The sequence below is a fragment of the Paraburkholderia rhynchosiae genome, from assembly GCF_002879865.1.
Lineage (GTDB): Bacteria > Pseudomonadota > Gammaproteobacteria > Burkholderiales > Burkholderiaceae > Paraburkholderia > Paraburkholderia rhynchosiae.
Genome location: NZ_PNXY01000001.1, coordinates 425,890 through 451,813, shown reverse-complemented (window position 1 = coordinate 451,813; position 25,924 = coordinate 425,890). Strand labels below are relative to the sequence as shown.

Sequence of the window (25,924 nt, the reverse complement as noted above, 5' to 3'; positions counted from 1 at the left end):
GCCTGAGCCGGACGGCTATGATTGCGGGACGCCGCAGCGGCCCGCGCGCCATATAGCGGCGCACCCTTCGATACTTTTGACAGCCGATATTGTACTTGCGAAGCAGCCCATGCCTTTGTCCGACCGCCGATCGCCTTCCGCTACCGATGAAGTGAGCGCCGAACCGGCGCCCCGCGTCGCACGAGACGGCGCCGCGGTGCAACGCAAGCGGCCCGTGCAGGCCGCTGCGGGAGCGGGGCAGACACCGGATCAAGCGCCGGATCAAGCGGCTCCGAGTGAAACTCAGGACGAGGCGCAAGCCGCCGCTATAAAAGCGGGTGCGCAGGCTTCGGCGAAGTCAGCGGCCAAATCAGCCGCGAAATCAGCAGCCAAGCCTGCAGCCAAACCCGCAGCCAAACCCGCAGCCAAGCCCGTCGACAAGCTTGCCAAACTGGGCCTCACACGCGACATCGACCTCGTGCTGCATCTGCCGATGCGCTACGAGGACGAAACCTCGCTGACGCCGATCGGCCACCTGCTGCCCGGTGGCATCGCGCAAACCGAGGGCGTCGTGTTCGACAACGAGATCGCCTATCGCCCGCGTCGTCAGTTGCTCGTGAAACTGCGCGACGACGCCGGCGACGAACTCGTACTGCGCTTTTTGAACTTCTACGGCTCGCAGGTCAAGCAGATGGCGATTGGCGCGCGGCTGCGTGTACGCGGCGACGTGCGCGGCGGTTTCTTCGGCCTGGAGATGGTGCATCCGGCGGTGCGCGCGGTCGACGAAGACACACCGCTGCCCCAAGCTCTCACGCCGGTCTATCCGAGCACTGCGGGCGTCACGCAAGCGTATTTGCGCAAGTCGATCGACAACGCCCTGACACGCACGTCGTTACCCGAACTGCTGCCGGAGGCCGTCGCCCGCGAATGGTTGCAGCCGCTCGGCGTGCCCTCGCTGATGGACGCGGTGCGCACGCTGCATCATCCGGGCGCGCAGTCCGACGAAACGGCGTTGATCGACGGGACACATCCGGCATGGGTGCGCATCAAGTTCGAGGAACTGCTCGCGCAGCAAATGTCGCTCAAGCGGGCGCACGACGAGCGCCGCACGCGCGCCGCGCCGGCCATGCCGCGTCGCAAGCTCGGCGACGAATCCGCATTGGTCGCGCGCCTGCTCAAAGCGCTGCCGTTTTCGCTGACGAAGGCCCAGGAGCGCGTCGGCGGAGAAATCGCTCTCGATCTGACGCAACCGCATCCGATGCAGCGGCTCTTGCAAGGCGACGTCGGCAGCGGCAAGACGATTGTCGCCGCGCTGGCCGCCGCACAGGCCATCGACGCCGGTTACCAGGCCGCATTGATGGCGCCGACCGAAATCCTCGCCGAGCAGCACGCGCGCAAATTGCGCGGCTGGCTGGAGCCGCTTGGCGTGAGCGTCGCGTGGCTCGCGGGCAGTCTGAAGGCCAAGGAAAAGCGCGCCGCGATCGAAGCCGCGGCGCTCGGCACCGCGCAACTCGTGATCGGCACGCACGCGATCATCCAGGACGCGGTGGAATTCGCGCGCCTCGGGCTCGTGATCGTCGACGAACAGCACCGCTTCGGCGTCGCCCAGCGGCTCGCGTTGCGCGCAAAAGCGAAAAACGCTGCCGACGGCGCGCGCGATTTCCAGCCGCATCAACTGATGATGTCAGCAACACCGATTCCGCGCACGCTCGCCATGACCTACTACGCGGACCTCGACGTATCGACCATCGACGAATTGCCGCCTGGACGCACGCCGATCCTGACCAAGCTCGTGTCGGACGCGCGCCGTGAAGAAGTGATCGGCCGCGTGCGCGAGGCGGCGTTGACAGGGCGTCAGGTTTATTGGGTCTGTCCGCTGATCGAAGAAAGCGAGACGCTGCAATTGCAGACCGCGGTCGAGACGTATGAGACGCTGGTCGCGGCCTTGCCCGAGCTGAACGTGGGACTGGTGCACGGGCGTCTCGCGCCGGCCGAAAAGGCGGCCGTGATGGACGCCTTTACCCGCAACGAAGTGCAGTTGCTGGTCGCGACAACGGTGATCGAAGTGGGCGTCGACGTGCCCAATGCGTCGCTGATGGTGATCGAGCACGCCGAGCGCTTCGGGCTCGCGCAGTTGCACCAGTTGCGCGGACGCGTCGGGCGTGGCAGCGCCGCGTCCGTGTGCGTGCTGCTTTACACCGGTCCCTTATCGATGACCGCGCGCTCGCGCTTGCAGACCATGCGCGAGACGACCGACGGCTTTGAAATCGCGCGAAGGGATCTGGAAATCCGCGGTCCGGGCGAATTTCTCGGCGCGCGGCAATCTGGCGCGGCGATGCTCCGGTTTGCCGACCTGCAAAACGACCAATGGCTGATCGAGCCCGCGCGGGAAGCGGCCGCGGCTTTGCTGGAGAAGTATCCCGAGGTCGTCACGCAGCATCTCGCGCGCTGGCTGGGCGCGCGGGAACACTACCTGAAAGCTTGATGAAGCCTTGAGTTCGGCAGCTCGACGCGCGCCTTGGCCTTAGCTCGCGCAGCCTGGCGCGTTTCGCGGATATCGAAAGGTGGCGAACCAGGTTGGCGAACCGACCCTATGGGTGTATAACTAGAACCTATCGAATCCATCGCACTGATTGGTCCCCCAATGACGCTCACCGAATTGAAATACATCGTCGCCGTTGCCCGCGAGCGGCACTTCGGCCGGGCCGCCGAAGCGTGTTTCGTCAGCCAGCCGACGTTGTCGGTGGCCATCAAAAAGCTGGAGGACGAGCTGAATGTGCAGATCTTCGAGCGCGGCACGAGCGAAGTGAGCGTCACGCCGATCGGCGAACAGATCGTCACGCAAGCGCAGCGCGTGCTGGAACAAACGCTCGCCATCAAGGAGATTGCCAAGCAGGGCAAAGACCCGCTCGTCGGGCCGCTGCGCCTCGGCGTGATCTATACGATCGGGCCGTACCTGCTGCCCACGCTCGTCAAGCAGATGATCAAGCGCGTCCCGCAGATGCCGTTGATGCTGCAGGAAAATTACACGCTCAAGCTGATCGAACTGCTGAAGCAAGGTGAGATCGACGTGGCCATCATGGCGCTGCCCTTTCCGGAAACCGGCCTGATGCTGCGCCCGCTGTACGACGAGCCTTTCGTCGTCGCGCTGCCGTCGGGTCACGCGTGGGAAAACCGCCAGAAAATCGACGCCGACGACCTCAAGCAGGAAACCATGCTGCTGCTCGGCAGCGGCCATTGCTTCCGCGATCATGTGCTCGGTGTTTGTCCTGAACTGATGCGTTTTTCGCAGAATGCGGACGGCATCCAGAAGACGTTCGAAGGTTCGTCGCTGGAAACGATCCGTCATATGGTCGCGAGCGGCGTCGGCATTACGGTGCTGCCGCGCATGTCGGTGCACGAAGTGAAGCCGCACGCGGGCGGCATCGACTCGGGGCTGCTGTCGTATGTCGCGTTCGGCGAACCTGTGCCCGACCGCCGCGTCGTGCTGGCATGGCGCAAGAGTTTTACGCGGATGCCCGCCATCGACGCAATCTGCGATGCGATCAGCGCCTGCGACCTGCCGGGCGTCAAGAAGCTGGATTTGCCGGTCGCCGTCAACTGAACGACGGGCCATGTCGGCGGTGGCGGCCTAGGCCGTTGCGTCCGCGTCTTTGGCGCAGCGTTTTGCCATTGGGCGCTCGCCTATTGGATAGATTAAGTTTATTAAACACGAAAGATTAATAGCCTTGATATAGTGTTCTCCATGGATCGCCCGATCCCTCAGACCCGGAGGACATCATGACGCAATCGAAGTTGCAGCAAACTCAGACGTTCGCCGCTGAACCGGCCCGCGGCACCGCCGGTTTTGCGGCGGCGATGCTCGGCATGCGCACGGTCGCGTTCTCCTTGCTGGTCGATCGCGCCTTGTCCGCATAAGTATTCGCATAAGTATTCGCATAAGTCTTCGCATAACTGTCCGCATAAGCATTCGGCATTGCCTTGCCGCGCTTCTCCGCACAATCCGCTGCATCGAAAACCATCCAGGAGTTCCGCATGTCCGAACGTAAGCTCACCAATGCCGCCGGCGCACCCGTCGCCGATAACCAGAATTCCATGACCGCCGGCGTGCGCGGCCCGGTTGTCCTGCAAGACGTGTGGCTGCTCGAAAAGCTGGCTCACTTCGACCGCGAAGTGATTCCCGAGCGCCGCGTTCACGCGAAAGGCTCGGGCGCCTTCGGCACGCTGAAGGTCACGCACGACATCTCGCGCTACACCAAGGCGAAAGTGTTCGCCGAAGTCGGCAAGCAAACGCCGCTCTTCATGCGCTTTTCCACGGTGGCGGGCGAACGCGGCGCGGCCGACGCGGAACGCGACGTGCGCGGCTTCTCGATCAAGTTCTACACGGACGAAGGCAACTGGGACGTGGTGGGCAACAACACGCCAGTGTTCTTTATCCGCGATCCATTGAAGTTTCCCGACTTCATCCACACGCAAAAGCGCGACCCGTACACGAACCTGCGCAACAACATCGCCGCGTGGGATTTCTGGACGCGTCACCCGGAGTCGATGCATCAGGTGACGATTCTGATGAGCGATCGCGGCATTCCGAAGAACTACCGTCAGATGCACGGCTTCGGCTCGCACACGTACTCGTTCATCAACGCGAACAACGAGCGGTTCTGGGTGAAGTTCCATTTCAAGTCGCAGCAAGGCATTGAGAATTTCACCGATGCCGAAGCGTCGCAAGTGGTTGCGCAAGACCGCGAAAGCGCGCAGCGCGATCTGGTGGGTAGCATCGACGAGGGCAATTTCCCGAAGTGGCGCTTCGCCATTCAGGTGATGCCGGAAGCGGAAGCCGCGACGTATCGCTTCAACCCGTTCGACATCACGAAAGTATGGTCGCAGAAGGACTACCCGTTGATCGACGTTGGCACGATCGAGTTGAACCGCAACGCGGCCAACTATTTCGCGGACGTCGAGCAGGCAGCGTTCACGCCGGCCAATGTGGTGCCGGGCATCGGCTTCTCGCCGGACCGTCTGTTGCAGGGGCGTTTGTTCTCGTACGGCGACACGCAGCGCTATCGCCTCGGCATCAATCACCACCAGATTCCGGTGAACGCCGCGCGTGTGCCGAGCCCGCATTCGTTCCATCGCGACGGTGCAATGCGCACGGACGGCAACCTCGGCGGCAACGTGAACTATGAGCCGAACCGTTTCGGCGACTTTGCGCAGGATGCCAACGCGGCGGAGCCGTCGCTCGCAGCGGGCGCCGTCGATCGTTACGATCATCGCGCGGACGACGACTATTACACGCAGCCGGGCATGCTGTTCGCCCTCTTCGACGCCGCGCAGCGTCAGCGGTTGTTCGGCAACATCGCACGCCACATCAACGGTGTGCCGCAGGAAATCGTTGCGCGAGCGGTCGAGCACTTTGGCCGCATCGATCCGGCTTACGCCGAAGGTGTGATCGCTGCGATGGCGGAACTTGCTGAAGGCGGCAAGAAGTAAAGCGGCAGACACAAGCGGGGCGCGTCGGCGTCCCGCGAGTGCAGATACGAAGTAAGGAGCACGTTTATGATTGAGATGATGAAAGCCACTGCCGGCGGCTCACGGGCCGCGCGTCGCGCGCAACAGCAGCATGCGCTGATGCTGCGCCAAGCCGTGGGTTTCGCGATCGTCACGAGCGGGCTCGTGGTCGTCGCGGCGCAAGCACTGCAACATGCGATAGGCGGTTGAACGGCGCGTGCGTTGTCCGGCTCGGTGCCCGCTTCTGTGAGCAACCGAGTGGTCACAGCAATGAGCACAGCAATGAGCACCACAAGAGCACAGCAATGAGCGCCGTAGTGACGACGCGCGCCACACAAACCCCGTGCCTTTCTAAGATAAACTGTCGAGCGCTTGTTGTGCCGGGTTTGCCATTAGCAAGCCGTTACTTTGCCCCGGTTCGTATCACTCTTCAAAGGAGTCATCATGGCCAAAAAAGAAGCTGTACAGCACGTCAATATCGGGATCAGCGACAAGGATCGCAAGAAGATCGCGGAAGGTCTGTCGCGTCTGCTCGCCGACACCTACACGTTGTACCTGAAGACCCACAACTTTCATTGGAACGTGACGGGTCCGATGTTCAACACGCTGCACCTGATGTTCGAAACGCAATACAACGAACTGGCGCTCGCCGTCGATTCGATTGCTGAACGGATTCGCGCGCTGGGCGTGCATGCGCCGGGCAGCTATAAGGACTTCGCGAAGCTGTCGTCGATTCCCGAGGCGGACGGCGTGCCGGCTGCCGAAGAAATGATCCGTCAGTTGGTGGAAGGCCAGGAAGCTGTGGTGCGTACGGCGCGCGCAATTTTCCCGTCGACGGAAGCCGCCAACGACGAGCCGACCGCCGACCTGCTGACACAGCGCATGCAAACGCACGAAAAGACCGCGTGGATGTTGCGCTCGATGCTGGCTTGATGCCGCGTCAATGCCGGTTTGAGTTGGCTGGCGCCACGAATAAGCCGACATAAGCGGCCGCCACCGGACATAGCAAAGCCTCCCTTCGCGGGAGGCTTTGTTTTTGCGGCCTCGGCTTTGAAAGCGCTGTTGCGGCAGGGACCTTTGACACCGGGTCGCACAGACGCTGGACCCTGGCGGCATCCCGTAAAATAGCGGCACTGTCTTCGCATTTCGCCCGCATCTACCGAGTCCGCCATGTTTGCCCGACTTCCTCTGTATCTGCGCCTCGTGCGCATGGATAAGCCTATCGGCAGCCTGTTGCTGCTGTGGCCGACGCTCAACGCGCTGTGGATCGCGTCCGACGGTCATCCGTCGTGGCCGCTTCTGGTGATCTTCACGGTGGGTACGGTGCTGATGCGCTCGGCGGGCTGCGCGATCAACGACTACGCGGACCGCGATTTCGACCGCTACGTGAAGCGCACGGAGAATCGTCCAATCACGTCGGGTAAGGTCAAGGCGTGGGAAGCGGTGGCGCTCGCGGCCGGTTTATCCTTACTGGCCTTTCTGCTGATCCTGCCGCTGAATACGCTGACGAAGGAGCTTTCGGTGGCCGCGCTGTTCGTCGCGGGCTCGTATCCGTTCACCAAGCGTTTCTTCGCGATTCCGCAGGCGTATCTCGGTATCGCTTTCGGCTTCGGCATCCCGATGGCGTTCGCGGCCGTGCAAAACCAGGTGCCGATGCTCGCGTGGGTGATGCTGCTCGCCAACGTATTCTGGTCGGTCGCGTACGACACCGAATATGCGATGGTCGATCGCGACGACGACATCAAGATCGGCATCCGCACGTCGGCACTGACTTTTGGCCGCTTCGACGTGGCTGCGATCATGCTCTGCTACGCGGTGACGCTCGCCATCTACGTCGGCATCGGCGTGATGCTTGGTTTTGGCGTGCTGTACTGGCTGGGATGGGCGGCCGCGGCGGGTTGCGCGATCTATCACTACACGCTGATTCGCAATCGTGACCGGATGGCGTGCTTCGCGGCGTTCCGGCATAACAACTGGCTGGGCGGCGCGTTGTTCGTCGGCATTGCCGCGCATTATGCGGTGGCTTCGTTTTGAGTTTTTAGCGCGGTGTGCATGCGCTTGTTTATGGTTTTGTGCCGTAGGCGCGGCCTGAGTCGAATCAAGGCGCTGCGTCCTACGGTTTCTTGGGTCTCTGCAAGCGCGGTTTTCACCGCACTCCCGGCGCGCTTACTGCTGACCGAACTCGTCGCCCATTTCTTTCGCCCGTGCATCCGCGGCCAGCGCGCCGCGCACGATAGCGTCCTTGATGCCGCTCGCGTCGAACGAGGCCAGCGCCGCAGCGGTCGTGCCGCCTTTCGACGTCACGCGTTCGCGCAACACGCTCGGCGGTTCCTCGGAATTCGCGGCCAATTGCGCGGCGCCGGTGAAGGTCGCCACTGCCAGCGCGCGGCCTTGCGCTTCGTCCATGCCGAGTTGGCGCGCGGCTTCCTGCAACGCTTCGATGAAATAGAACACGTAGGCCGGGCCGCTGCCCGAAATCGCGGTGACGGCGTCGATTTTCGCTTCGTCGTCGAACCATACGGTTTCGCCGACCGCACCCAGAACCTGTGACGCGAGCGCCCGGCCGGCTTCGTCGACGCTCGCCGTCGCGGTCAATCCCGCGACGCCCATGCCGATTAGCGCCGGCGTATTCGGCATGACGCGCACGATGCGCGCGTGGCCGTTGAGCCAGCGCGACATGTCGTCCATGCGAATCCCGGCGACGATGCTAATGGCCAGTTGCGACACCTTCAGATGCGGCGCCAGCGACTCTGCAACGCTCTTAAGAATCTGCGGTTTCACCGCGAGCACGACGGCGTCGTACGCGCCCAGTGTGGCATCGGCGGCTGCGCCGGTTTTGATGCCGAACTGCTGCTCATTGCGTTTGCGCGCCTCTTCGTTGGGGTCGATCGCATAGAGGTCGGCGGGCGCAACGCCACGCTTGATGAGTCCGCCGATCAACGCCGCAGCCATGTTGCCGCCGCCGATAAAAGCAATTTTCATGATGTTCCGGAAGGGTTGATTGAGCGTGTGAAACCGTTAGTTCGAGTAATCGCGCGCGCCGAAAATCGCCGTGCCCACGCGCACGATCGTCGCGCCTTCGAGCACGGCGGCTTCGAGGTCGCTCGACATGCCCATCGAAAGCGTATCGAGTTGTAGCCCGTCGTCACGAAGACGCTCGAATAGCTCACGCAACCGGCGATGCGGCACGCGTTGTTCGTCGATACTGCCGGCCGGCTCGGGAATCGCCATCAGGCCGCGCAACTTGAGCCTCGGCAGCGCGGCGATTTCCTTGGCGACTTCAACGGCTTCTGCGGCGCTAACGCCGCTTTTCGATGCCTCGCCGCTGATATTCACCTGCAAGCACACGTTCAGCGGCGGCACATTGTCCGACCGCTGCTCTGAGAGACGCTGCGCGATCTTCAACCGATCGACCGAATGCACCCAGTCGAAATGTTCGGCAACCGGCCGCGTCTTGTTCGACTGCAACGGGCCGATGAAATGCCATTCGAGCGCCGCGCGCAAATCGGCGAGCGCTTCGATCTTCGTAATGGCTTCCTGCACGTAATTTTCGCCGAACATGCGCTGACCGGCGGCGTTGGCGGCGCGCACGTCTTCGGCAGGAAAGGTCTTCGAAACCGCCAGCAGGGCGATTGAACGCGCGTCGCGTCGCGCCACGTGTGCGGCCGTCGCGATGCGCTGCTGCACCGCTTCGAGGTTATGAATCAGATCGGGCATGGAGCGAACGGAAACGGTCGAAAGTCGATGCCTCGATTATACGGACAGCATGTGCTCGACCAGTTCGATCCAGTGCGCGACCGGTGTGGACGTGCCGCTCTGCAAATGCGAAATGCAGCCGACGTTGGCCGAGACGATCACTTGCGGCTCCTGCGCATGAAGCCGCTCGAGCTTCTGATCGCGCAGCGCATAGGAGAGCCTCGGCTGCGTGAGCGAGTAGGTACCCGCGGAGCCGCAGCACAAATGATTGTCGGCGGGCAGACGCACTTCGAGGCCCAGCCTCGACAACAGATGTTCGACCTTGCCGCGCACCTGCTGTCCATGCTGCAACGTGCAGGGTGGATGAAAAGCGACCGTATGAATCGCGCGGCGACGCGTGACAGACACGAGTTCATCCTCGAAGTCCGGCAGGATCTCGGCGATGTCGCGTGTCAATTCGACGATGCGACGCGCTTTTTCGGCATACGCCGGATCGTGGCGCAACAGGTGCGCGTATTCCTTCACGGTCGCGCCGCAACCCGATGCGTTCATCACGATCGCCTCGACCCCTTGTTCGACATACGGCCACCAGGCGTCGATGTTGGCGCGCATGTCGTCGAGCGCTTCGTCGTTGTAGCCGAGATGCAGGCGGATTGCGCCGCAGCAGCCGGCGTCCGGTGCGACCAGCGTTTCGATGCCGAGCGCATCGAATACGCGCGCGGTGGCGATATTGACGTTGGGCATCATCGACGGTTGCACGCAGCCCGCGAGCATCAGCATCTTGCGCGTGTGGTTGGCGGTTGGCCATTCGAGCGGACGCTGCCGCGCGGGCACCTTGTCGCGCAGTTTTCGCGGCAGCAGCGCACGGAAATGCTGGCCGAGACGCATGGTCGGCGTGAAGAGCGCGCTGTTCGGCACGAAGCTCGCCAACAGCCGGCGCGTGAGACGCTGGCCGAGCGGACGCGTGACCTTTTGCTCGGTGATCTTGCGGCCGATTTCCACCAGCTTGCCGTACTGCACGCCGGACGGGCAGGTCGTTTCGCAATTGCGGCAAGTGAGGCACCGGTCGAGGTGAACCTGCGTGCTGCGCGTGACTTCCGCGCCTTCCACCATCTGCTTGATCAGATAGATGCGCCCGCGCGGGCCGTCGAGTTCGTCGCCGAGCAATTGATAGGTCGGGCACGTGGCCGTGCAGAAACCGCAGTGCACGCAATTGCGCAGAATGGCGTCGGCCTCGTCGCCATCGGGCGTATTGCGAATGAAGTCCGCGAGATTGGTTTGCATCGCGCGCTCAGAAGTCGGGGTAGAGACGGCCGCGATTGAAGATGCGGGCCGGGTCGAAAGCGGTTTTCAAACCGCGATGGATTTTCATCAGCGGCGCGGGAAGCGGTGTGAACACGCCGGCGCCGCGGTCGTAGCCGAGGCCGGAGCGGAAGATCGTCGCGTGACCGCCGGCTTGCTTCGCGCTGATGCGCACAGTTTGCGCGTCGGTGTCCGTGATCCACCACCGCTGCGCGCCGCCCCATTCCATCAGTTGCGCGCCGGGCAGTTGCAACGGCTCGGTGATGGACGGCAGCGCAAGCCGCCACAGCGCGGATTTGGGCGGAATCGCGGCAAAGAAGGAGTCGGTCTGCTCGCGCAGGCCCGCCCAGAAGCGTTCGGCCTCGACGGCGTCGACGACTTCGCCGCCGAGCGACGAACGCGCCGATTTGACCGCGGTTTCCGCGCCCGCGAGACGCACGGCAAGCGTGCCGTGACGCCATGCGCTCGCTGTAATCGGCAGCGGCCGGCCGCCCCATTCGTTGAGCTTGCGGACCGCGTCGGTGCCGTTCATGTCGAACTTGAGCGTGGCTTCGGCCTGCGGCTGCGGCAGCACCTTGACCGACAGTTCGAGGATCAGACCTAGCGTGCCGAGCGAGCCAGCCATCAAACGCGAGACGTCGTATCCGGCGACGTTTTTCACCACCTGGCCGCCGAAATGTAGCGTTTGTCCGTGGCCGTTCATGATGACCGCGCCCAGCACGAAGTCGCGCGCGGCGCCGGCCGACGGGCGGCGCGGACCGGCGATGCCCGCGGCGACGCAGCCGCCGAAGGTGGCTTGCGGCCCGAAGTGCGGCGGCTCGAAGGCGAGCATCTGATTGTGTTCGGCGAGCGCGGCTTCGATTTCCAGCAGCGGCGTGCCGGCGCGCGCGGTGATTACCAGCTCGGCCGGGTCATACGCGATGATGCCGCGATAAGCGCGCGTGTCGAGGATCTCGCCTTCCAGCGTTTGACCGTACCAGTCTTTCGTCCCGCCGCCACGGATGCGCAACGCGCGTGCCCCGGCGCTGGCGGAACGCACGCGTTCCGACCACACGGCGACGATGTCGTCCTCTTCCATGGTGTCCTGCTTCGTTGTGTTTCAATCGATTGTACCGGGCGGGGGCTCGCTGGCAACCAGGAGCGGACCCGCATCGGGTAATCAGGGTGGGATGAAGAGAAACGCCGCCGTGACGGGCTATGCGTAATGCCTCGTTCAGAAGCGCGGCAACTCCGGATGCGGCAGCAAACCGCCGCGAACGTGCATCTTGCCGTACTCGGCACAGCGCGCTCGGGTGGGAATGCCCTTGTCAGGATTGAGCAGGCCGGGGGGATCGAAAGCGCGTTTGACGGCGTGAAATGTATCGCGCTCTTCGGGCGAGAACTGCACGCACATCGAGTTGATCTTTTCGATGCCGACGCCATGCTCGCCCGTCACCGTGCCGCCGAGTTCGACGCACGCTTCGAGGATGTCGGAGCCGAACGCTTCTGCCCGGTGCCATTCGTCCTTGTCATTGCCGTTGAAGAGAATCAGCGGATGCATGTTGCCGTCGCCGGCATGAAAAACGTTGATGCAACGCAGGCCGTATTTCTTCTCCATTCCTTCGATGCGCGAGAGGAGCGGCCCGATACTGCGGCGCGGCACGGTGCCGTCCATGCAGTAATAATCCGGCGAAATGCGGCCCGCCGCGGGAAACGCATTCTTGCGGCCGGACCAGAAGCGCAGGCGTTCGTTTTCCGTGCGCGAAATCTGGATGCGGGTCGCGCCGTGCTCGCGCAGCACCGCGGTCATGCGGACGATTTCGTCGGCGACTTCCTCGGGCGTGCCGTCGGATTCGCACAGCAGGATCGCCGCCGCGTCGAGATCGTAGCCCGCGTGGACGAATTCCTCGACGGCACGCGTGGCCGGTTTGTCCATCATCTCGAGACCGGCGGGAATGATGCCGGCAGCCACAATGCCGGCGACCGCGTCGCCACCTTTCACGACGTCGTCGAAACTGGCCATGATGACCTGTGCCGTTTGCGGTTTCGGGATCAGCTTGACGGTGACCTCGGTGACGATCGCGAACATGCCTTCGCTGCCGATCAGCACCGCGAGCAGGTCGAGGCCGGGCGCGTCGGGCCCGAGCGAGCCGAACTCGACGATCTCGCCTTCCATCGTCACCGCGCGAACGCGTAGCACGTTATGCACAGTGAGGCCGTATTTGAGGCAATGCACACCGCCGGAATTTTCCGACACGTTGCCGCCGATCGTGCAGGCAATCTGCGACGAGGGGTCCGGCGCGTAGTACAAACCGTATGGCGCGGCGGCTTCCGAGATCGACAGATTCCGCACGCCCGGCTGCACGGTGGCGGTTCGCGCATACGAGTCGACTTCGATGATCCTTCTGAAGCGCGCGAGCGACACCACTACGCCGTGACGAATCGGCATCGCTCCGCCGGACAGGCCGGTGCCCGCGCCGCGCGGCACAATCGGCACATCCAGCCGATGGCAGATCTGCACGATGCGTTGCACCTGCGATTCCGTTTCCGGCAACGCGACGGCGAGCGGTAGCCGACGATAAGCGGCGAGCCCGTCGCAGTCGTACGCGACGGTATCTTCCTCGCGGTACAGCAAACAGTGGGTCGGCAGTACCGCCATTAGCGCCTGCACGACTTCGCGCTGGCGCTGGGCGAGAACTTCGGCCGTCAGTTCGGCGGGTGCGTTCATGTGAATTGTCTCCTCGTGCCTTTCACCCATCCTGCGATCTGGCGCCTGGGTCGCGCAGTCGCCGGGGCGGGGTTCGATCACGCCCGGTCGCGGCCGGGCGCGAGCTCCGGACGCTCAAGCCGCCCAGCTAAAAATCTTGCCGGGGTTCATCAGATTGTGCGGATCGAGCGCGTGCTTGATCGAGCGCATGGTAGCGACAGCGACGTCGCCGTGTTCTTCCAGCAGAAAGCCCATTTTGTGCAGACCGACGCCATGCTCGCCCGTGCACGTGCCGTCCATGCGCAGCGCGCGTTGCACGATGCGATGGTTCAACCGTTCCGCCTCGGCCAGTTCCTCCGGCTTATCCGGATCGATGAGGATCGCGACGTGGAAATTGCCGTCGCCGACATGGCCGACGATCGGGCAGGGCAGCGGCGACGCCTTCAGGTCCTGCTCCGTTTCCACGACGCATTCCGCGAGCCGCGAGATCGGCACGCAGACGTCCGTCGTGACGGCGCGGCAGCCGGGCTTCAGTTGCAGCATCGCGAAATAGGCGTTGTGGCGGGCGTTCCACAGACGGCTACGGTCTTCCGGCCGCGTCGCCCATTCGAAACCTTCTCCCGCGTTCTGCGCGGCGAGTTCCTGTACGAGCTCGGCCTGTTCCTTCACGCCGGCCTCGGTGCCATGGAATTCGAAGAACAGCGTCGGCGCTTCGCGCAGCGTCAGATTCGAATGCCGGTTGATCGAGCGGATCGCGAGCGCGTCGACGAACTCCACGCGCGCAATCGGCACGCCGATCTGAATCGTTTCGATGACGGCGCGCACCGCATCGCCCATCGACGGGAATGCGCACACGGCGGCGGACACCGCTTCCGGCTGCGGATAAAGCCGCACGGTGATTTCCGTGATCACGCCGAGCGTGCCTTCGGACCCGACGAACAGACGCGTCAGGTCGTAACCCGCGGACGACTTGCGCGCCCGCGTGCCGGTCTTGATGACGCGGCCGTCGGCCAGCACCACGCTCAGGCCGAGCACGTTCTCGCGCATCGTGCCGTAGCGCACCGCGTTCGTACCCGACGCGCGCGTGGCCGACATGCCGCCGATGCTCGCGTCCGCGCCCGGGTCGATCGGGAAGAAAAGGCCCGTGTCGCGCAGCGCTTCGTTCAACTGCTTGCGCGAAATGCCGGGCTCGACGGTGACGGTCAGGTCTTCCGCGTTGATCGACAGAACTCGGTTCATTTCCGACAGATCGATCGACACGCCGCCCTGCACGGCCAGTAAATGTCCTTCCAGCGACGAGCCGTTGCCATACGGAATGATCGGCACGTTGTACTGGCCGCAAAGCTTGACGGCGGTTTGCACGTCTTCCGTGTTGCGCGCGAAGACGACGGCGTCAGGCAGTTGCGGATCGAACGGCGACTCGTCGCGGCCATGATGGGCGCGCACAGCTTCGGCGACCGATACGCGCTCGCCGAAGCTGTCCTTGAGCGTGCTCAACAACTCGGCGGGGAACGGCCGGCGCAGCGGGGCCGGCGGAACGGGGTGGTTCACGCATGTCTCCTGTGTCGACCGGAGTTAGTGCTTCAGCACTGACTCCGGTCCCATGAAAAGGGCCTGCTAATAATTATGGGTCGAGCGATTTTTCAGCAGATGTTTCATTTTACTCCGATCGTTTTCTTGCCGGCCTGGCGCCGCTTCCCTTGTTCAGGGAGGCTTCTGCCGACCATCGCTCCTATAATGGCGGCGGCTGAGCAATCCGCGCAATATGGTTAACGCGGTGGTGGTGCGGTGGGGTGCGGCGCTTGCCTACCGGCCTGCGCAGTGCCATAAACCTTCGCTCTACCGACGCTCGATGCGCTGCCGGCGCGGTGATTCCCGCGATTGGCGCGAGCATCGACATTGAATGCATGGGAGACATCATGGGTAACCGCTTGAGCAAGATTGCCACCCGTACGGGCGACGACGGCACCACCGGCCTCGGCGACGGCGGCCGCGTCCGCAAGGACAGTGCGCGCATTGCCGCAATCGGCGACGTCGACGAACTCAACTCGAATCTCGGCGTGCTCCTGTGCGAAACGCTGCCCGAGAACGTGCGAGCGGCGCTCGTGGCAATCCAGCATGACCTGTTCGACTTGGGCGGCGAGCTTTGCATTCCGGGCCACACGATGATCACCGACCGTCATCTCGCCCAACTCGACGGCTGGCTCGCCGACTACAACGCGGCGCTGCCGCCGCTGAAGGAGTTCATCTTGCCGGGCGGCTCGCGCGGAGCGTCGCTCGCGCACGTGTGCCGCACGGTTTGCCGTCGCGCTGAACGCGCGATTGTTGCGCTTGGCGAGCAGGAGACCATTAACGCCGCGCCGCGTCAGTATGTGAACCGGCTGTCAGACCTGCTGTTCGTACTTGCACGCGTGCTCAATCGCGCCGACGGCGGCACCGACGTGCTCTGGCAGCACGACCGCGGCCACAACTGAGAGCGAGGCGGCTGTCCGGCCAGCGGCAATGCGAGTGCGACAATCTGCCTGAGGGAAATTGCGGCCTTTAAGAGGTATCGTAAATACATCTTTTAGGAGAAGTACGAATGACCGCTCTTACCGCCGACCAGATTGCCCGCGTCAAAGCCACGGTTCCCGTGCTCGCCGAACATGGCACCACGATCACCCGGCATTTCTACAAGCGCATGTTCGCGCACCATCCCGAGCTGAAGAATCTGTTCAACCAGACGCATCAGCAGAGCGGCAACCAGCCGGAAACGCTCGCCCGTGCCGTGTATGCATACGCGGCCAACATCGACAATCTGGGCGCGCTCGGCCCGACCGTCTCACGGATCGCCAATAAGCACGCGAGCCTGAATATTCGGCCCGAGCACTATCCGATTGTCGGCCGCCATCTGCTGGGTGCGATTGTCGACGTGCTTGGTGACGCGGTCGATCAGCCCACGCTGGACGCGTGGGAAGTCGCGTATGGGCAGCTCGCCAATATCTTCGTCGGCACGGAGGCGAAACTGTACGAGGGCGCGGCATGGAGCGGCTTCCGCCCGTTCAAGGTGGCGCGCAAGCAAGTGGAGAGCGACGAGATCACTTCCTTCTACCTGACCCCCGCCGACGGCTCGGCGGCGTGCGACTTCGAACCCGGTCAGTACGTGAGCGTGAAGCGCTTTGTCGACAAACTCGGCGTCGATCAGCCGCGTCAGTACAGCATGTCGGACGCGCCGCATGGCAAGTGGCTGCGCATTTCTGTGAAGCGCGAAGACGGTCGCGAAGATGCCGCGCCTGGCCATGTGTCGAACCTGCTGCACGCTGGTGTGGAAGAGGGTGCGGTCGTGCATGTGAGTGCACCGATGGGCGACTTCACGCTCGATCGGAAGAAGACCACGCCGGTCGTGCTGATGAGCGGTGGCGTGGGCGTAACGCCGATGACCTCCATGCTCTCAACCTTAGTCGCCGACGGAAGTGAGCGGAGCGTCACCTTCGTGCACGCATGCCGAAACAGCCGCGTGCATGCGTTCCGGCAGTGGCTCAACGAGACCGTAGCGGCGCATTCCAACTTAACGCGCGCCGTGTCCTACGAGGCGGTCGAGACGGGCGACCGGCAAGGTGTCGACTACGATTTCGAGGGCCGCCTCGACGTGACGAAAATCGCCGATCGGATCATCGTGCCGGACGCCGACTACTACATTTGCGGACCGGTGCCTTTCATGCGCGCGCAGAGTGATGCGCTCGCAGCGCTCGGCGTGGACGCAGCGCGGATTCATACTGAAGTGTTCGGTTCGGGCGCGGTTGAGTAACAGTCGTCCGGCAGCCGTCGAAAAGCAGCCGATGCATGGCAAGCCGCGCAATGAGGCGCAATGAGGCGCATCCCGCGCGAGCCATATACGTGCTATCCGACCGCCAACGTGACCGGCTTGCCGATCCGGCTCAGCATTTCGACCAGCGTGTCGATGGTGAACCTGGTGGTTTTCTTGTTGACCACGTCCGACACGCGCGGGCGCGAGACCATGAGAATTTCGGCGGCTTCCGTCTGTTTCAGGTGATGCTGCTCGATCCAGCTGGATAGTTCGGTCATGAGCTGCTCTTTGAGCAACCGCGTGTCGTTGATCTGCTTTTGCGACGCGGCGTGCAGGCGCTTAGCCTCATCGGCGAAAAAGCCCAGTTCGAGGAACACGTTCGCGCCGGGCTTTGTCACGTGACGAATTTTGGTGTCGATCGTCATTTGTTAAGGTTTCCTATCATTAACGATGGCGCGATACCGCGTCTCGGCAATCAGCCTGTCGTGCGGTGCCAACTTCTGCCCGTTGAGCACCATTCATCCATTCGGCCAATAAACGAAAAACCCGGCCTCTCGAGCCGGGTTTTTCTTGCGCAAACTGCATCGCGCAACGATGCAGGCGAACGACGATCAGTTGCCGCTTCCGCGCGCCACGCGCCGCTGCTTGACCGCCTCCGCGAGACCTTCCAGCACGGCAACGCTTTCCTCCCAGCCGATGCACGCGTCGGTGATGCTCTGGCCGTACGTCAGAGAGCAGCCTTCCTGCAAGTCCTGACGGCCCGCCACCAGGTGCGATTCCACCATCACGCCGACAATTCGTTCGTCGCCCGAACCAATTTGATGCCCGATGTCTGCGCACACCGGAATCTGGTTCTCGTGCTTTTTCGAGCTGTTCGCGTGGCTCGCGTCGATCATCAGACGCGCCGCAAGACCGGCCTTGCCGATGTCCGAGCACGCGACATTCACGCTGTCCGCGTCGTAATTCGGCGTCTTGCCGCCGCGCAGGATGATGTGGCAATCCTCGTTGCCGGCCGTCGATACGATCGCCGAATGCCCACCCTTCGTGACCGACAGGAAATGGTGCGGCTGCGAAGCGGCCTTGATGGCGTCGACGGCGATCTTCACGTTGCCGTCCGTGCCGTTCTTGAAGCCGACCGGGCACGATAGACCCGAAGCGAGTTCACGGTGCACTTGCGATTCGGTGGTCCGCGCGCCGATTGCACCCCACGAGATCAGATCGGCGATGTACTGCGGGCTGATCATGTCGAGGTATTCGGTGCCGGCCGGCAGGCCGAGTTCGTTGATGCGCAGCAGCAGCTCACGCGCGGTACGCAGGCCTTCGTTGATCTTGAAGCTGTTGTCCATATGCGGGTCGTTGATGAGACCCTTCCAGCCCACCGTCGTGCGCGGCTTTTCGAAGTACACACGCATCACGACTTCAAGTTCGCCCGCGAAGCGCTTGCGCAGTTCGACGAGACGGCCGGCATACTCTATTGCCGCTTTCGTATCGTGAATCGAGCAGGGCCCGATGATCACGATCAACCGGTCATCCATGCCGTGCAGAATGCGATGCATGGCTGTGCGCGAGTTGTAGATCACGTCGGACACCGTTTCGTCGCAGGCGAATTCGCGGATCAGATGAGCGGGCGGCGTGAGTTCTTTCAATTCGCGAATGCGGACATCGTCGGTGTTGTGCGGGGGCATGTTGTTCTCCTGAATCGGTTCGTAGCGTGTTTGCGCGGCGGCGCGTGCAAAACAAAATGTTCAAAGACGTAAGGCGAAAAAAAACCGCCAGACTCGCTGGCGGTTTTTCGGGAATTCTCGGTGTCCTGCGTGCACTAACACCCCTCTCGATCCGCCAGCGGTCTGAGATACCAGAAAAAGTAAAAGTAAAACTTGGCGGACATGGCGAAATGGGGTCGCTGGTCAAAGAGGGTGACTGACTTTATAACCCGGGCAAGCTCGGTTGGCAAGCTGTACCGCTGGAAAATGCGGGAAAACCGCATATTTCCCGCGTTGCATGCACGAAATATGCGATTGCTTACTTTCAGGCCGTACCGCCGACCGTCATCCGGTCGATCCGTAGCGTCGGCTGACCGACGCCCACCGGCACGCTCTGGCCTTCCTTGCCGCACACGCCGACGCCCGAATCGAGCTTCATGTCGTTGCCGATCATGCTGACAAACTTGAGCGATTCCGGCCCGCTGCCGATCAGCGTCGCGCCCTTGACCGGGTAAGTGATCTTGCCGTCTTCGATCATGTACGCCTCGGAGGCCGAGAACACGAACTTGCCATTCGTGATGTCAACCTGGCCGCCGCCGAAATTCACCGCATACAAGCCGTTCTTCACGGACTCGATGATTTCCTGCGGGTCCTTGTCGCCGTTGAGCATGTAGGTGTTGGTCATGCGCGGCATGGGCAGCGCCGCGTACGACTCACGGCGCGCGTTGCCCGTGACCGGCATCTTCATCAGACGCGCATTGAGCGTGTCCTGGATGTAGCCCTTCAGAATGCCGTCTTCGATCAGCGTCGTGCATTGCGTCGGATTGCCTTCGTCGTCGATGTTGAGCGAGCCGCGGCGATTCGGCAGCGTGCCGTCGTCGACGACAGTCACGCCCTTGGCCGCGACCCGCTCGCCGATGCGCCCCGCGAACGCCGACGAGCCCTTGCGGTTGAAGTCGCCTTCGAGCCCGTGGCCGATTGCTTCGTGCAGCAACACGCCGGGCCAGCCCGGTCCGAGCACAACGGTCATCGCGCCGGCCGGAGCGGGGCGCGCTTCGAGGTTAACGAGTGCCGCATGCACCGCGTCGTCGACGTAGCGCGACAGCACTTCGTCGGTGAAATAGCTGTAGTCGAAGCGGCCACCACCGCCGCCGCTGCCGATCTCGCGGCGGCCGTTCTGCTCGGCGATCACCGTGACCGACACGCGCACGAGCGGACGGATATCCGCCGCAAAGCCGCCGTCGCTGCGCGCCACCAGCACGACGTCGTATTCGCCGGCGAGGCCGGCCATCACTTGCTGGATGCGCGGATCGCGGCCGCGCGCCATCTGTTCGACACGCTCGAGCAGCTTGACCTTGGCGGTCGCGTCGAGCGAATGCAGCGGATCGGCGGGCAGATACAAATCGCGCCCGGCAATGCCGGTCAGCGATGAAGCCACCTTGATCTTCTGCTTGCCGCCGCCTGCCTTGGCGATCGAGCGCGTGGCGATGGCCGCCTGGCGAATCGCTTCGGGCGACAGGTCGTCCGAGTATGCAAAAGCCGTGCGGTCGCCCGACACGGCGCGCACGCCGACGCCCTGGTCGATACTGAAACTGCCCGACTTCACGATGCCTTCTTCGAGACTCCATGCTTCGCTGCGCGTGGCCTGGAAATATAGGTCCGCATAGTCCACGCGATGCGTGAAGATTTCGGCGAGCGTGCGGGTGAGCAGGGATTCGTCGAGACCATAGGGCGTCAGGAGGATGTCCTTGGCGGTGGCGAGATTACGGATACCGGGTTCGATGATGTTCATGCGAAGTATGTTCTGCTCGATACGAAGGATTCGGTTAGCGCCACCGTCACTATATGAGTGAGAGACGCCGCAGTTTCAATGTCACTTTTAAGTCAGCACCCGATGACGCCAGGCGGGCAGGCTCTGCCGCACTTCGTCGATGCGCGCGCGCTCGAGCGTGCCCGCGACCACGCCGGCGCCTTCGTCGCGCACCGCGACGACCTCGCCCCACGGGTCGATCAGCATACTGTGGCCCCAGGTGCGGCGGCCATTCTCATGTTTGCCGCCTTGCGCCGCGGCCAGCACGTAGCACTGGTTCTCGACTGCGCGGGCGCGCAGCAGCATTTCCCAATGCGCGCGGCCAGTCGTGTAAGTGAACGCCGACGGCACCACGATCAGCGCGCAATCGCCCATGCGCCGGTAGAGTTCGGGAAAGCGCAGATCGTAGCAGACCGACAGACCCACGCGGCCGAACGGCGCCTCGAAGGTGCGGACCTCGCCGCCGGGGCAGATGGTGCGCGCCTCGTCGAACGATTCCTCGCCTTTTTCGAAGTTGAACAAATGGATCTTGTCGTAGCGCGCCGCCTCGTTGCCCTGCGGGTCGAACACCAGCGTGGTGTTCAACACGCGCGACGCTTCGGGCGCCGTGATCGGCAGCGTGCCGCCGATCACCCACAGCTTGTGGCGGCGCGCGGCGTCCGCGAGAAAGCGCTGGATCGGGCCGTCGCGATAGGCCTCGCGCACGGTGAGCTTGTCCGTGTCCTTGAAACCCATGAAGCAGAAGTATTCGGGCAAGAGGACGAGTTGCGCGCCATCGGCCGCGGCTTCGCCGATCAGGCGCTCCGCATCGGCCAGATTTCGCTCGCGATCGGGCGTGCTCACCATTTGCAGCGCAGCGACGCGGAAGGCGCGTGGCTGGTCTTGCTGCGAACCGCGGGGCGCTGTGGCGGACAAGCCGGAGGACGAAGATGAAGAGACGTGTGTTTCGCTCATGAGCGTTTCGAAAAACTCCCGGCAAAGGCGGTCGGCCGAACATCCGGCGCCGCATACGTCGTTCAGGACTGGCTCGGGCCGCCGGTGCGGCGCCGCGCGCTTTCGACCCGGAATTGGTCCGAAGCGTCGATCGAAAGCGTCGAACCGAGGCGTGGAGCTAAGCGTCGATCAGCAGCGCTCAGTTCGCGCCCACGGCCGAAGCCGGAGCGTCCATCTTACCCCGATCGCTCTTCACCCGCTCAATGTGAGGTTTCGACCACGAGCCGGTGATCGCGTACTCCCGCGCGAACGCGTGCGAGATCGATTTGCTGAACGCGAGATCGGCGACGAGCGCGCCCAGGCCCAGGAACGGATTGATCACCGCCGCCGCGACGACGGCCGCGCCCGCGCTCACGGTCGGCACGATCTGGACGTGCAGATCCTGGGTTTCCTGGGCCAGATCGACGGAGCCTTTCATCGCGGCGCGGGCCGGTGCCGTCACCATCTCGAAGTTCTCCGTGCGGCCAATGCCGTTGCGAATCTGCGCGGTGCCGGTGACGTGCTCGAACGGCAGACCCTCGCCGATCACGTCGCGGAAATTCAGCGTGGCGAAGCGCGCGAGGCTCTGCAGACTGAGCACGCCGAGCAGCTTGGCGACGCCCGGATCGACCTTGAGAATCTGGCCGTGTCGCAGGTCCACAGCCACATTGCCGTTGAGCGTCGGATAGTCGATCGTGGTCGGGCCGCCGCGCCATACGACCTTGCCCGACAGCGTCCCGCTGCCGGCCTTCAGCGTGCGCGGCTGGCCGAAGCGCTCGAGCAGGCCGCCGGCGTCCTTGATGTCGAGCTTGAAATCGAACACGGTGCGCCGCGGCGTGGTTTCGTCGGCAGCGTTGCCCAGTTCGGTCGAAGTGCGCCAGTTCGCCGTCGCCGTCAGCGCGGCCGAGGAGTTCGCGATGTTCAGCTTGTCGAGTTGCCAGACTGGCACCCCGTCTTCGTCGAAGTTGTGCGCTTCCACTTCGAGCCGGCCGATACTGCGGTCGCGCACGATCAGATCGTTCACCACCAGGTCGATCGACGGCATGTTCTGCGCCGGAGCCGACATGACCTGACCGAGCAGATCGTTGTCCGCGACCGACGGAATCACGACGCGCGCAAATCGCGCCTGCAGCGTGCCGGGCGACGCTTTGTCGGCGCCCGGCAACCAGGAAACGTGGCCCGAAACCTGATTGGACGCAATGTTCGCCTGCCATTTGCCGTCCGCGTGCGAAGCGCCGACGATCACGCTCTCCCAGTGACGCTTGAGCAGCGTCAAGGTGCCGATATGCAGCGCGAACCGGTTCGGCAGGAACTGGGCGACCGTCGGGTTGGGAGTGACCGGCGTCGGCGGTGCGGCGGGCGCTTCCTTGCTGCGCATCTGCACGATGAGCGCACGCCACGCGTCGGCGTCGAATGCTTCAACGTCGACGGCGGCGATCACGCCTTCGGACGGCAAGTCAGCCGGCCGGTTCACGCCGATCGCGCCGCGCATTACCGTCGGCGGCCTTTTCGGCTCGTAGTCCAGCAGATAGCGGGCGGCGATGGGGCCGAAGTTGAGTTCGGCGCGCTCCAGTCCGCTTTCGCCGGCAACCGTCGATGGGCCCGCGGCCAGGTGCAGCGGCATCGGCGCGCCGACCGGCTTGTTGAACGGCGCCGGGAAATCGAGCGCGAGGCCGGTGAGATCGGAGTTCGCCGTGACTTGCGGCAGCTTGCCTCTGGCGCCGCGCACGGTCAGCGCATACGGCGCGCTGCCGCTCATGCGCGTGAGCACCTGCGCGGCAGGGCCATGCAGATCGAGACCGCGCGCGGCATCGACGGCGATATGGCCGTCCACGTCGAGCGCGTATGTGCCGTCCTGCTTCAGCCCGCCGTTGGCACGCACGTCGCCGCCGAGAAACTGCGCGGTGAGCCGGTCGGTCTGCGCGGAGCGTTCGGTAAAGCGCACCTTGCCTTTCAGTTGCGACAGCGGCGGCACGTTTTCGACCGCCAGACGATTGTTCTGGAAGCCCACCGCGCCTTCCACGCCGATGTGCGGCATCGGCGTGCGCGGCACCGTCAGTTTGAGCGCGAGCGACGCGGGCCCTTCGGCGCGAATCTTTTCGGTCTGATGCCGAGCCATGATGCCGAGCGAGCTTTCGTTCACATAGTCGAGCATGTCGGCAAGCGGCCCCAGACCGTCGCCCTTGATGACGAGGTTCGACTCGCGCGTGCCGAGATCGTCGATCCTGCCGTTGACGCCGCGCAGCGCAACCCGCTTGTAGCGCGCGCGGTCGATATCGAAGCGCAGCAGGTTCTGCTTCAGCTCGAACACGCCGTCGATGCCGTCGAGCGGAGGCCACACGTTCGGCGTGCCGTTTCGCATGTTGCGCGGCGGATACGGCGACGGGTCGAACTTGCCGCCTTTGAACGGCGCGACGATATGGAAGACGCCCGCCTCCGGATCGCGCGAGTACGGGAATTTGGTCAGATCGCCGTGCACCTCGATCGTCGCGCCGCGCGAGATGCCGGCCTGCAAGCCGTGGCCCAGATAGATGCGCAATTTCTCGCTGATGCTGGTCGGCAGATAGCGGACGATGCGCGACACCTGGGCGCGCTCGAAATCGGCTCTCAGGTGGAGTGAGCCGCGGCCGTGGCCAGGGTTGCTGTAGTCCGCGCTGGCGGTGGCCGCAACGTCCGCATTGGAGACGCCGAGATCGGCCAGCTTCACCGTGAACGCCGGGTGGTTCTCGCCCGGCGCTTTCGGCGTGATGGTCCAGTCGGCGCGGCCATGCAGACGGTCGAGCGTGAGGCGCGGATCGTCGAACACACCCGGCAGCGTGATTGCGACATTGGACGTGTCGAGCGTGGCCGTGCCGCGGCGTTCATCGGCATCGACGCGGCCCCACAGATTCTCGATACCCGGAATGCCGGCGCGGGGGTGATTGCGCGCGGTGAGCCCTGGTGGCGGTTCCTGCGCGGCGACGCTGATGCCTTGCAGATCGCCCTTGAAGCGATAACGTTGGATCGGCTCCGCTCCCACTGAACCCCGGTCGCTGCCAGGCTCGCCGGACTCCGGCTTGCCGCGCTCCACTTCGATCACGTAGTTGGCGACCAGACCGCGCGGGTTGAAGCGCACGAGATTGTTCAACAGACGCCGCGGCAGCGGCAGCGCACGGCTGAATTCTGCGAGGATCCCGAGGTCGACGCGGTCGCCGGAGACGCTGACGAGTTGCCCATGTTGCTGCGAGGCCATCCGGTAACGTCCGTTCAGCTCGGTGAACGCGAGCGTGCGGGTGAGCGGCGTGCCGTCCGCTAGCGGCGGCTGGCCGAGTTCGGCGTGCAGATTGCTCAGTTGGAGCTTGTAATCGCCTTGCGCGGCTTCGACGCGCCAGGCGAAATCCGTGACAGGCAAAAGCAGCTTCGGCTGCGTGGGCCGCACGCGCAAAGCGACGTCCCTGCCCGCCAGTTGCCCGCTTGCCGACGTCATGCGACCATCGGCGAAGTCGACCCAGATTGCATTGTCGATGCGGCCCGCGAACGTCTCGATCGGGAATTTGACGTAGCGCGCGAGCGTGGGCAGATCGACCGGCCCGGTCGACACATAGGCCTGCCCTTTCCAGTTGATCGGCTTGCCGATCTCGGCGAGCGGCGCGTGCCTGAAATGCGTACGGAAATCGATCGGGCCGTGCAGCAGTTGACCGTCCGGCTGCGCCTGAAGCGCGAGGCGGTGATCGTAGCCGTCGTTGAGAAGCGCAATGCGGATGTCGCGCAGCGCAAGCTCGGGCGCGTTGTGCTGGGCGTCGCGCCAGCGCAGCACGCCGCCGCGCACGACGATCGCCTCCTGGCGCACGAGCCACGTCGACAAGATGTCGTTGCCGCTGTGACGGGTCGGCACCGGCACGCCCGCGACCGACAGCGCGCCGTCGCTGCCGCGCGCAATGTGGACGTCGGGCTGGTCGACGATCAGGCTGGAGAGCGCCGGACGAAACTGCCAGAGCGAGCGCCACGACAGCGTGGCGGTGGCATGCGGTATCGTCAGCGCGGCTTTGCCTTCGTGGTCGCGTATCACCAGATTCGTGATGTCGAGCCCCGGCTGAAAATCGCTCCAATGCGGCGCCAGTTTGCCGATCGTGAATTGCGTGTGCAGCTTTTCGGAGACGGTGGCTTCGATGCGAGGCCGGAACGCGTCGACGCGCGGCAGCACCACATAACGCAAGCCGAGGAAGAGCCCCGCCGCGATGAAATACAGGACGAGTGCGAGCGCCAGAACGACGTGAAGAGTCCGACGCAGCACGATGTGGTCGCTTCCGCTCACAGGCCGGACCTGCCCGTTTTCTTGCGGGTCGGCGGATTCGTTTCGCTCGGACATGCTGCGGCGGGTGGGCGTATGGTAGTTTTGCGAATTAACGACGAAATGTAACACACGGGAAAGCGTCGGCAGGACTTCCTGCAAGGCCAGTCCGCGTACCGCGTCGCGACCTCCATCGGCGTGCCGGAACCTC

At 63.8% G+C, this 25,924-nt stretch carries 21 protein-coding genes; 10 read left to right on the top strand and 11 right to left on the bottom strand.

What is annotated here, in order from left to right:
- The first annotated feature begins 109 nt into the window (after window positions 1-109).
- The 7 genes from recG (at window position 110) to ubiA (ending at window position 7,521) form a co-directional block, all read left to right on the top strand.
- On the top strand, window positions 110-2,464 hold the full coding sequence (gene recG / locus C0Z16_RS02000; RefSeq protein WP_102630546.1) for an ATP-dependent DNA helicase RecG: 2,355 nt from the start codon (window positions 110-112) through the stop codon (window positions 2,462-2,464).
- A gap of 159 nt (window positions 2,465-2,623) precedes the next feature.
- Window positions 2,624-3,583 carry a LysR substrate-binding domain-containing protein gene (locus tag C0Z16_RS01995; RefSeq protein ID WP_102630545.1) on the top strand — a complete coding sequence of 320 codons (960 nt, stop codon included), beginning with the start codon at window positions 2,624-2,626 and terminating at the stop codon, window positions 3,581-3,583.
- Window positions 3,584-3,759: 176 nt separating this feature from the next.
- The gene (locus C0Z16_RS38045; RefSeq protein WP_167403477.1) at window positions 3,760-3,897 is read left to right on the top strand and encodes a hypothetical protein; all 138 of its coding nucleotides are present in this window, start codon (window positions 3,760-3,762) and stop codon (window positions 3,895-3,897) included.
- Window positions 3,898-4,014: 117 nt separating this feature from the next.
- Window positions 4,015-5,469 carry a catalase gene (locus tag C0Z16_RS01990; RefSeq protein WP_102630544.1) on the top strand — a complete coding sequence of 485 codons (1,455 nt, stop codon included), beginning with the start codon at window positions 4,015-4,017 and terminating at the stop codon, window positions 5,467-5,469.
- A 66-nt stretch (window positions 5,470-5,535) separates the two neighbouring features.
- The gene (locus C0Z16_RS38040) at window positions 5,536-5,697 is read left to right on the top strand and encodes a hypothetical protein (protein WP_167403476.1); all 162 of its coding nucleotides are present in this window, start codon (window positions 5,536-5,538) and stop codon (window positions 5,695-5,697) included.
- 234 nt (window positions 5,698-5,931) lie between these two features.
- Window positions 5,932-6,420, top strand: coding sequence for a Dps family protein (locus tag C0Z16_RS01985; RefSeq protein ID WP_006047907.1), 489 nt, complete (start codon window positions 5,932-5,934; stop codon window positions 6,418-6,420).
- A 237-nt stretch (window positions 6,421-6,657) separates the two neighbouring features.
- Window positions 6,658-7,521, top strand: a complete 864-nt coding sequence (gene ubiA, locus C0Z16_RS01980) for a 4-hydroxybenzoate octaprenyltransferase (RefSeq protein ID WP_102630543.1) — start codon at window positions 6,658-6,660, stop codon at window positions 7,519-7,521.
- 132 nt (window positions 7,522-7,653) lie between these two features.
- On the opposite strand, the gene proC is transcribed toward ubiA, so the two are convergent.
- The 6 genes from proC to C0Z16_RS01950 form a co-directional block, all read right to left on the bottom strand.
- Window positions 7,654-8,469 (bottom strand): pyrroline-5-carboxylate reductase, encoded by an 816-nt coding sequence (gene proC, locus C0Z16_RS01975; RefSeq protein ID WP_102630542.1) that lies wholly within the window; start codon window positions 8,467-8,469, stop codon window positions 7,654-7,656.
- Window positions 8,470-8,505: 36 nt separating this feature from the next.
- Window positions 8,506-9,204, bottom strand: a complete 699-nt coding sequence (locus tag C0Z16_RS01970) for a YggS family pyridoxal phosphate-dependent enzyme (protein ID WP_102630541.1) — start codon at window positions 9,202-9,204, stop codon at window positions 8,506-8,508.
- Window positions 9,205-9,240: 36 nt separating this feature from the next.
- Window positions 9,241-10,467, bottom strand: coding sequence for a glycolate oxidase subunit GlcF (gene glcF / locus C0Z16_RS01965; RefSeq protein WP_102630540.1), 1,227 nt, complete (start codon window positions 10,465-10,467; stop codon window positions 9,241-9,243).
- A 7-nt stretch (window positions 10,468-10,474) separates the two neighbouring features.
- Window positions 10,475-11,563 carry a glycolate oxidase subunit GlcE gene (glcE, locus tag C0Z16_RS01960; RefSeq protein WP_102630539.1) on the bottom strand — a complete coding sequence of 363 codons (1,089 nt, stop codon included), beginning with the start codon at window positions 11,561-11,563 and terminating at the stop codon, window positions 10,475-10,477.
- A 135-nt stretch (window positions 11,564-11,698) separates the two neighbouring features.
- Window positions 11,699-13,192 (bottom strand): FAD-linked oxidase C-terminal domain-containing protein, encoded by a 1,494-nt coding sequence (locus tag C0Z16_RS01955; RefSeq protein ID WP_102630538.1) that lies wholly within the window; start codon window positions 13,190-13,192, stop codon window positions 11,699-11,701.
- A gap of 114 nt (window positions 13,193-13,306) precedes the next feature.
- Complete coding sequence (locus C0Z16_RS01950) at window positions 13,307-14,722, bottom strand: FAD-linked oxidase C-terminal domain-containing protein (RefSeq protein ID WP_102630537.1); 1,416 nt, start codon at window positions 14,720-14,722, stop codon at window positions 13,307-13,309.
- A 368-nt stretch (window positions 14,723-15,090) separates the two neighbouring features.
- Between C0Z16_RS01950 and C0Z16_RS01945 the strand changes: the two genes are divergently transcribed.
- Entirely contained in the window at window positions 15,091-15,645 is a 555-nt protein-coding gene (locus tag C0Z16_RS01945) for a cob(I)yrinic acid a,c-diamide adenosyltransferase (protein WP_102630635.1), read from the top strand.
- Window positions 15,646-15,752: 107 nt separating this feature from the next.
- Window positions 15,753-16,958 carry an NO-inducible flavohemoprotein gene (gene hmpA, locus C0Z16_RS01940; RefSeq protein ID WP_102630536.1) on the top strand — a complete coding sequence of 402 codons (1,206 nt, stop codon included), beginning with the start codon at window positions 15,753-15,755 and terminating at the stop codon, window positions 16,956-16,958.
- Window positions 16,959-17,050: 92 nt separating this feature from the next.
- On the opposite strand, the gene C0Z16_RS01935 is transcribed toward hmpA, so the two are convergent.
- Both C0Z16_RS01935 and aroG read right to left on the bottom strand, forming a co-directional pair.
- Window positions 17,051-17,383 carry a helix-turn-helix domain-containing protein gene (locus C0Z16_RS01935; protein WP_102630535.1) on the bottom strand — a complete coding sequence of 111 codons (333 nt, stop codon included), beginning with the start codon at window positions 17,381-17,383 and terminating at the stop codon, window positions 17,051-17,053.
- Between the two features lie 186 nt (window positions 17,384-17,569).
- Complete coding sequence (gene aroG / locus C0Z16_RS01925; protein WP_102630534.1) at window positions 17,570-18,643, bottom strand: 3-deoxy-7-phosphoheptulonate synthase AroG; 1,074 nt, start codon at window positions 18,641-18,643, stop codon at window positions 17,570-17,572.
- A 56-nt stretch (window positions 18,644-18,699) separates the two neighbouring features.
- Between aroG and C0Z16_RS38035 the strand changes: the two genes are divergently transcribed.
- Window positions 18,700-18,882, top strand: a complete 183-nt coding sequence (locus tag C0Z16_RS38035) for a hypothetical protein (RefSeq protein WP_167403472.1) — start codon at window positions 18,700-18,702, stop codon at window positions 18,880-18,882.
- A gap of 104 nt (window positions 18,883-18,986) precedes the next feature.
- Here the strand turns inward: C0Z16_RS38035 and tldD are convergent, their stop codons facing one another.
- The 3 genes from tldD to C0Z16_RS01910 form a co-directional block, all read right to left on the bottom strand.
- Window positions 18,987-20,453: a metalloprotease TldD gene (tldD, locus tag C0Z16_RS01920; protein WP_102630533.1), complete on the bottom strand. Its 1,467-nt coding sequence runs from the start codon at window positions 20,451-20,453 to the stop codon at window positions 18,987-18,989.
- Window positions 20,454-20,540: 87 nt separating this feature from the next.
- Window positions 20,541-21,425, bottom strand: coding sequence for a carbon-nitrogen hydrolase family protein (locus C0Z16_RS01915; RefSeq protein WP_102630532.1), 885 nt, complete (start codon window positions 21,423-21,425; stop codon window positions 20,541-20,543).
- 178 nt (window positions 21,426-21,603) lie between these two features.
- Window positions 21,604-25,791 carry a YhdP family protein gene (locus C0Z16_RS01910; protein WP_102630634.1) on the bottom strand — a complete coding sequence of 1,396 codons (4,188 nt, stop codon included), beginning with the start codon at window positions 25,789-25,791 and terminating at the stop codon, window positions 21,604-21,606.
- Between the last annotated feature and the right edge of the window lie 133 nt (window positions 25,792-25,924).